The 8,232-nt window shown below is 54.2% G+C and carries 6 protein-coding genes; 1 reads left to right on the top strand and 5 read right to left on the bottom strand.

Annotated features, from left to right (window positions below; all coding sequences use genetic code 11):
• Positions 1-120 precede the first annotated feature (120 nt).
• The 5 genes from Q0683_RS00320 to Q0683_RS00300 all read right to left on the bottom strand — a co-directional run bounded on the left by Q0683_RS00320 (position 121) and on the right by Q0683_RS00300 (position 6,520).
• Positions 121-513: a hypothetical protein gene (locus tag Q0683_RS00320; RefSeq protein WP_298612861.1), complete on the bottom strand. Its 393-nt coding sequence runs from the start codon at positions 511-513 to the stop codon at positions 121-123.
• A 19-nt stretch (positions 514-532) separates the two neighbouring features.
• Positions 533-1,636: a cobalt-precorrin-5B (C(1))-methyltransferase CbiD gene (cbiD, locus tag Q0683_RS00315; protein WP_298975626.1), complete on the bottom strand. Its 1,104-nt coding sequence runs from the start codon at positions 1,634-1,636 to the stop codon at positions 533-535.
• A 1-nt stretch (position 1,637) separates the two neighbouring features.
• Positions 1,638-2,318 (bottom strand): HEAT repeat domain-containing protein, encoded by a 681-nt coding sequence (locus tag Q0683_RS00310; protein ID WP_298612867.1) that lies wholly within the window; start codon positions 2,316-2,318, stop codon positions 1,638-1,640.
• A gap of 107 nt (positions 2,319-2,425) precedes the next feature.
• On the bottom strand, positions 2,426-4,864 hold the full coding sequence (gene ppsA, locus Q0683_RS00305; RefSeq protein ID WP_298975622.1) for a phosphoenolpyruvate synthase: 2,439 nt from the start codon (positions 4,862-4,864) through the stop codon (positions 2,426-2,428).
• A 360-nt stretch (positions 4,865-5,224) separates the two neighbouring features.
• Positions 5,225-6,520: a glutamate-5-semialdehyde dehydrogenase gene (locus Q0683_RS00300; RefSeq protein WP_298612873.1), complete on the bottom strand. Its 1,296-nt coding sequence runs from the start codon at positions 6,518-6,520 to the stop codon at positions 5,225-5,227.
• A gap of 132 nt (positions 6,521-6,652) precedes the next feature.
• Here Q0683_RS00300 and glgA point away from each other — a divergent pair, with 132 nt between their 5' ends.
• Entirely contained in the window at positions 6,653-8,077 is a 1,425-nt protein-coding gene (gene glgA, locus Q0683_RS00295) for a glycogen synthase GlgA (RefSeq protein ID WP_298612875.1), read from the top strand.
• Positions 8,078-8,232: the final 155 nt, after the last annotated feature.

Below are 8,232 nucleotides of genomic sequence, written 5' to 3'. Positions count from 1 at the left end.
GGTACAAGGCGATGGCGGCGGGCGTCAACGTGGATGTCGTGCGTCTGCACTATACATCCAAAGCCTGCCAGCGCTGTACGCGCTGAACGAGAGAAAGAAACATCCCTTAGAATCTAAGTTCTAGCTTTGAGAGGAAGATTCACTGGGACTAGTTTCATCGCTGACATTGTTAGTTTCATTATTGGCATCCCTGATTTCACCGGAAACATTAGTGTCAGCAGTTTCTTCGTCGGGATAGAACACAAGTTCTAGTCGAACGGTTCCCCTATGCCAACCTGTTTTATCAAGCATCATGACTCTTGCTACAGCGCCTTCCAAGAGTGGTGGAATCGCATCAGGATTGCGATAAATAAACCATAGAAATTCTGCTGGATAAACAGCGCTACTATTGAGCATTTCACGAATGGCTTTTGACCTTCTACATTCGTCGGGAAGAAAACGAATGACTTCTTCGCGGTCAAGAAGACGGCCTTTTGTATTCATAAGTATTGGTACAGTTTCTACTAAATTCATCCTTATTATAGCCCATGGCCTACTGCCTGTAAATTCTGCTCAAAATTAGGTCTCCGACTTTGCCCGTGGTGACAATTTGGCGATCGCGCCCAAACAAGGCACAACCTACTTGTAATGACCGTCCCAGGGGAGCGGCACAATGGGTATGGATATAGGCAATAGCTCGTTCCTCAATGCGGTTGGCAATGTGGCGGAGAATTTGGGATAGGGCTTGGGGAGCCAACGTTTCTAAAGACTTGAGGGCAGCTTCAATGGTGGGTGCTTGCCATATCTGGTGCAGAATATTTTGATGCAAACCTGCAAGAGCACAAAAGGCAGTGAGGATCTCTTGGCGAGCGTCAGCAATGTGGTGATGTGTGTGAAAAATGCCCCCCGCCAATTTAATAAGTTTGCCGTGGTAGCCCAACAGGAGTAGCTGCTGAACATGGTGTTGCGCTGCTGCCACCAGCATCGGGCCTAGCCAATTGGCAGTTTTTACACAGAGGGAAGGGGGGATTTGGAGCTGTTGTGCCACCTGAAGACCGTTCTCGCCAATACAGAAAACCAAGGTAGGAGATTGACCGGCCTTTTGCCTGAGGTCTTCTCGGTAGTGCTCCAGTTGCTCAGGGGCAGTCAGAGGTTGCGCGAGGGCAGTTGTGCCCAACAGCGAGAGTCCCTCAACAATGCCAAAAGCTGCATTTGAGGTGCGCTCTGCTAAGTCGCGTCCCTGAGGCAGAACAATGGTGACGGCGATCGCCCGCTCCTTGGGACAGTAGAGCAAGAGGTTAGTGGTCAACAGCAACCGCGCATAGCGGTAGATAGCCGCCTCGCCGGTGGTGCGATCGCGCCCCACGCCAAAACCACCGTCAATGTGAATTTGGGGGGAAGTGGCGGGGTCTTGCCAGCGCACCCAAGCCCAGATTGGAGTATGCCGCGTCAGATCAAGGGGATCGCTGGGTTCGCTGTAGGTAATTGCCAAAGCCTGTTGGGAATCTAAGGGCGCCCCTTGGGCAATGGTAAAAGTTTCACAGCGGTTGGGGCGCAGCAGGGCAAGGGTCACCTCTTGAGGGCAGGTGCCTTCGGTGAGGCATCGCAGGGCAGCCACTGCCGCCGCCGTCGCAAAAACGGGTAGGGTGTAACCCATTCTAAGTGGTCAACTGTGCCAAACTGGTGCGAGCTGCTTCAGCAACCGCTGCGGCCGAATCCGTGGCCAATTGTTCCAGAAGCGGGCAAGCTTCAGGGGTGCCAATTTGACCGAGGGCGATCGCCAGCCGATGGCGGACTTGCCAATCGGGATACTCGACAAACGGCCGCAGATGCTCAATGCTTGCGGGTTGTTTCAATTCCCCCAAAGAACCAATCGCTGCCAGTTTCACCAATTCTTGGGGACTATTGAGGGCCTCCGTGAGTAGCCCAACTGCCGCTGGGTTCCCCAGTGCACCCAAGGCCGCAATGATACTAAATTGCAATAGCCAGTCATTTGTACTGTGGTAGGCCGTTTCTAGATCTTCAAGGGCAAAGGGAACCCGTAGGGCAGCCATGGCATCTGCTGCTGCGGCGCGGACATCGGTTTCGCTGTCGTGGAGCAGGCGATCGCGCAACAGCTCATGGGCTTGGTGAAGGTCAACGTGCCCTAGGCTGGCAATTTGACTCACCGCAGCGTAGCGGACACGGGCATTCTCATCTTGGCTCAGGGGTTGGATGAGGGCAAAGGCCACTTCAGGGGGCAATGTGCGCAGTTGATTAATTCCCCGCAGGCGATTGCTCACCTCCGCCGAAGCGAGAAGTTCCTGAATTGCCGCTGCATCCACGCCGAGATCCTCCACTTGGTTCCCTTGATCCTACTGGGTTACGTCCCCTACAGAAAAGGGCAGAGCGATCGCGGCTGCAATTCCCTGCCCTCACCTTAGGAGTTGCTGCGGGGTTGTGCCCTCTAGGCTTGTTTTTCAGCCTCCGCAATTTGCAACATTGTCTTCAGAACCGAGTCGGGGTTGAGGCTAATGGAGTCAATCCCCTGCGCCACCAAGAATTGGGCAAACTCAGGATAGTCACTGGGGGCTTGACCACAGATGCCGATTTTGCGCCCCTTGGCCTTCGCCGTTTGAATGGCTTGTGCCACCATCCGCTTCACTGCCTCATTGCGTTCATCAAATAGATGCGCCACCAAGGCCGAATCGCGATCCAACCCCAGCGTGAGTTGCGTCAAGTCGTTGGAGCCGATGGAAAAGCCATCAAAGACTTCGGCAAAGGCATCTGCAAGCACCACGTTACTCGGCAGTTCACACATCACATAGACTTGGAGACCATTTTCCCCCTGCTTCAGCCCATGTTTGGCCATCTCCGCCAGCACCCGCCGCCCTTCCTCTGGGGTGCGACAGAAGGGAATCATTAGAATCACATTCGTCAGCCCCATCTCATCGCGCACCTTCTTCATGGCGCGGCATTCCAAGGCAAAGCCTTCGGCATAGTTGGGGTCGTAGTACCGAGACGCCCCCCGCCAGCCAATCATGGGGTTTTCTTCATGGGGTTCAAACTGGCGACCACCCAACAGGTTGGCGTACTCGTTGCTCTTGAAGTCGGACATGCGCACCACCACGGGCTTGGGATAGAAGGCGGCTGCAATTGTCCCAATTCCCTGGGCGAGCTTATCCACAAAGTATTCTGCCTTGTCGGTGTACTGCTGGGTCAGTTCAGCGATTTTTAGCTTTGCAGCCTCATCCGTCAGCTCATCGTAGTGCAGCAGGGCTAAAGGATGGGCTTGAATGTGATTGGCAATGATAAACTCCATACGTGCCAACCCCACCCCATCATTGGGAATGGCTGCCAAGCTAAAGGCCTCCTCGGGGTTGCCTACATTCATCAGGATTTGGGTGCGGGTACGCGGCAGATTTTCTAGAGCCACTTCCTCCACATGGAAGGGCAGCAATCCCTGATAGACATGCCCCTCTTCTCCCTCGGCACAGGAAACGGTGACCTCAACCCCATTGGGAATTGTTACCGTGGCATCGCCACAGCCGACAATGGCGGGAATCCCCAACTCACGGGCAATAATTGCCGCATGACAGGTGCGTCCCCCCTGATCGGTGACAATGGCACTGGCTTTTTTCATAATTGGCTCCCAGTCAGGATCCGTGCGGTGGGTTACCAACACCTCTCCCGCTTGGAACTGATCGATATTGCTGACATTGAGGATGACGCGGGCACGACCTTGGCCAACCATTTCGCCCACAGCGCGACCTGTGGCAAGGAGCGGTCCTTTTTCCTCCAGATGGTAGGTATGCAGGACGTTCGTTGCTTTTTGGGATTGGACGGTCTCAGGGCGCGCTTGGACAATGAAGAGTTCCCCACTGATGCCATCTTTTGCCCACTCGATGTCCATGGGGGTATAGGTGCCCCGCAGGCTGGAGTAGTGCTCCTCAATGAGACAGGCCCAGCGACCAAGGGTGAGAATTTCTTCGTCCGTGAGGGCAAATTGTTTCCGCAGCGTCTCAGGCACGGGTTCATTGCGGGTGAGCTTTGTCCCGCCAAGGTCATAGACCATGCGGATTTCTTTGGTACCAAGGGCCTTTTTCAGGATGGGTTTGTAGCCCGCCTTCAACGTTGGCTTAAAGACCAGATATTCATCGGGGTTAACCGCCCCTTGAACAACGTTTTCACCCAGACCATAGGCGGCGGTAATCAGGGCAGCGTCCTTGAAGCCAGTTTCTGTGTCAATGGAGAACATGACGCCAGAGCAGGCCAAGTCGGAGCGCACCATTTTTTGTACCCCCACCGACAGGGCCACACTGAAGTGGTCAAAGCCCTTGATTTGGCGGTAGGAGATTGCGCGGTCTGTAAAGAGCGAGGCAAAACAGCGATGACAGGCATCGAGAACGCCCTTGAGGCCATGGACATTCAGGTAGGTTTCCTGCTGACCGGCAAAGCTGGCGTCAGGGAGATCCTCAGCGGTGGCACTGGAGCGAACCGCCACGTCTGTATTGGGGCCGTAGCGATCGCACATTTTTTGGTAAGCGGCCGCAATGGCATCCGTCAATTCTGGGGGAAAGGGCGTATGCAAAATCAGGGAGCGGATTGCCTGACCGACGCGGTGGAGTTCTGTGACATCCTCAACATCAAGGCCTTCAAGAAGCCGCCGCAATTGGGCTTCCAGATTGCCCGCTTGGATAAAGTAACGGTAGGCATAGGCCGTTGTTGCAAAACCGTCGGGGACATTAATACCTTTGGGAGTCAGTTGTTGGAGCATTTCCCCTAAGGAAGAGTTTTTACCCCCCACCAAGGGTAGATCTTTGCAGCTTAAGGAATGAAGTTCTAAAACAAATGCTGTTTCTCGATCGGTTATTTCACGGGTTGGTCTTGGGATTGATTGAGTCATTGTTATACTCCTAAACCTTACGTTTTTTTGATTCACTGGCTGCTTGCTGTGCCCCTAAAGAGGAAACAGCCGGGTTTGAGCCGCTAAAGCTTTGAATGTTTTTGGCTCCCTTTGCTATCTTGAATCCGTCAATCACCTAAGTGCGCGCGACTCCCAAGTCACAACTGTCCGTTGACAACCACAGATTACCCCCTTTGCAAGACACTGGGTCAAGCACGCACTCCATTGCCAACAGACACTTAAGAGGCAACCTTTACAGAGGTCATTCTCTGCACGGTGGTTCAATCAAGATTGCCCTACCTCTCCATTCTGAAACAGAAAAATTGGCTTTGTTTGTTGCTTAATAATCCCTTAAATTCATTAAGATTCTAGATCGCGATGGGTAAAGGGCTTGGCATTAGCTCCGCTATAGGTTGCAACAATGTGGCCATTCCCCACCAGTTGATATTTGTAGGTCACTAATCCCTCTAACCCCACGGGCCCTCGCGGTGGCAACTTGTGGGTACTAATGCCAACTTCCGCGCCAAAGCCATAGCGGAATCCATCGGCAAAGCGGGTGGAGCAGTTGTGAAAGACGCCAGCGGCATCCACTTCTTGGAGAAAACGGGCGGCGGCGGCGGCATCCTCGGTCACAATGGCTTCCGTGTGTCCCGATCCATAGGTGGCAATGTGCTCCAATGCGGCATCGAGATCGGGAACAATCCTAATAGAAAGGATGAGATCACAGTATTCCGTGGCCCAGTCGGCGTCCGTGGCAGGGGTCATGGGCACCAATTCGCGGGCAAGAGTGTCTCCCCGCAGTTCAACACCGGCATTTTGGAGAGCTGCCGCCACTTTGGGTAGAAACTCTGTGGCAATTCCTTGGTGCACCAGCAGGGTCTCAATGGCATTGCAAGCAGCGGGGTACTGGGTTTTGGCGTCGAGGGTAATGGCGATCGCCTTCTCAATATCGGCAGCCACATCCACATAGAGGTGACACAGGCCATCGGCATGACCGAGCACAGGAATGCGGGTGTTGTTTTGGATATAGCGCACAAACTCATTGGAGCCACGCGGAATGATGAGATCCACCCATTGATCCAGACCCAACAGTTCAACCACTTCAGCGCGATCGGTGAGGAGGGCGATCGCCCCCGCGGGCACCGCCGATTTCTCCAGCCCCCTGTGAATAGCCTGCATAATTGCTTGGCAGGAGCAACGAGCCTCCTGTCCCCCCTTGAGAATGGCGCCGTTCCCCGATTTGATGGCCAAAGAAGCAATCTGCACCACTGCGTCGGGGCGCGCCTCAAAGATCACCCCCAGTACCCCTAAGGGGCAGGTGACCCGACTCAAAATTAAGCCGGTGTCCAATTCGCGATGGAGTTGGCGCTGCCCAAGGGGATCGGGGAGGGCTGCCACTTGACGCATCCCGGCGATCGCTGCTGCCAATTTACTGGGACTGAGTTCTAAGCGGGCATAGAGGGAAGGGTTGAGGTCATTGGCCTTGGCTTGCTCACAATCAGTTGCATTGGCTGCCAAAATCTCCTCCCTGGCGTCCTCAAGGGCACAGGCCACCTGTTCTAGCGCCTCATTGCGGGCAGAAGCACTCAGGGTGGCCAACACACGCGCCTGCGCATGAACTTCCTTGACCCGTTGCACAAGGGGAGACTCTGTCATAGGGGCTGTAATTCCAAAGACCGATAAAAACCTATTTAAGAGCAATCCTACGCCAAATTGTGCCGCACTTGTGGTAGGTTAACGGCAATTACGTTGCTCGCAGAATTGGCCAAAGACAGGTTCAGGAGGATCATGCGAATTCTATTTGTGGCTGCCGAGGCGGCACCGCTTGCGAAGGTGGGGGGCATGGGAGATGTGGTTGGCTCCCTGCCCAAGGTGTTACGCCGCATGGGGCATGATGTGCGCATTTTTTTGCCCTACTACGGCTTTTTGCCCGATAAGGTAGAGATTCCCAAGGAGCCCATCTGGATTGGCCATGCCATGTTTCAGACATTCCATGTCTATGAAACCGTCTTGCCGGGGTCGGATGTTCCCCTTTACCTTTTTGGCCATCCCTGCTTTAATCCCCGCCGCATCTACTATGGCGAAGATGAGGACTGGCGGTTCACTTTCTTTGCCAATGGGGCAGCAGAATTTGCTTGGAACTACTGGAAGCCCCAGATTATCCATTGCCACGATTGGCACACGGGGATGATCCCCGTCTGGATGCACCAAGACCCCGACATTACCACGGTGTTCACAATCCACAACTTGGCCTATCAGGGGCCTTGGCGGTGGCGTCTCGAGCAAATCACTTGGTGTCCGTGGTACATGCAGGGGCACAACACAATGGCGGCGGCACTGCAATATGCCGATCGCGTCAATACTGTTTCGCCCACCTACGCCGAACAGATCAAAACGCCCGAATACGGTGAGAAACTGGAGGGGCTGTTGTCGTTCATTAGTGGCAAGCTCTCGGGGATTCTCAACGGCATTGATACAGAGGTTTTTGATCCCAGTACCGATCGCGCCCTTGCCCAAAATTACACCGTGGATACCCTAGAGCGACGCAAGGCTAACAAAATTGCCCTGCAAGAGGAACTGGGACTAGAGGTGAACTCCGGTGCTTTCTTAGTGGGGATGGTTACCCGCTTGGTGGAGCAAAAGGGTCTAGACCTACTGATTCAGGTTTTGGATCGTTTTTTGGCTTACACCGATAGCCAGTTTGTGCTTTTGGGGACGGGCGATCGCTACTATGAAACCCAGATGTGGCAAATTGCCTCGCGGTTTCCGGGGCGCTGTAGTGTGCAGTTGCTCTACAGTGATGTGCTGTCACGGCGGATTTATGGGGGTGCCGATGCCTTCGCTATGCCGAGTCGGTTTGAACCCTGTGGTATTTCCCAAATGATTGCCCTGCGCTACGGCTGTGTGCCGATTGTACGCCGCACAGGGGGTCTGGTGGATACGGTCTCTCACCACGACCCAGAGAAACAGACGGGAACGGGCTACTGTTTTGATCGCTATGAACCCCTTGACTTCTATACCTGTCTGGTGCGGGCTTGGGAAGGCTATCGCTACAAACGGGAGTGGCACGCCCTTCAGCAGCGGGGTATGCGTGAGGACTTTAGCTGGACAAAATCAGCACTGGCCTATAATGCCCTCTATAACTCCATCTATGGGTTGCCGCCGGATGCAATGCCCAACCCTCATCCAACACTGGTACCGGCGATGGCCTAATAATGACCTCCTGATCATGAGGATCATGGCTGCGTAGGGTGTGGTTATTATTGCCTACGAGTACGTTGATCCCCTCTGGCGGGCGGTTGAAGATTAACCCCTAGGTACTGCCTGTCCACAGCTACGATACTGGCTGTAGCGGTTAAGTGGCCTCG

This window comes from uncultured Thermosynechococcus sp., from assembly GCF_938074695.1.
Classification (GTDB): Bacteria; Cyanobacteriota; Cyanobacteriia; order Thermosynechococcales; family Thermosynechococcaceae; genus Thermosynechococcus.
This window is presented reverse-complemented; position numbering and strand designations above follow the sequence as displayed.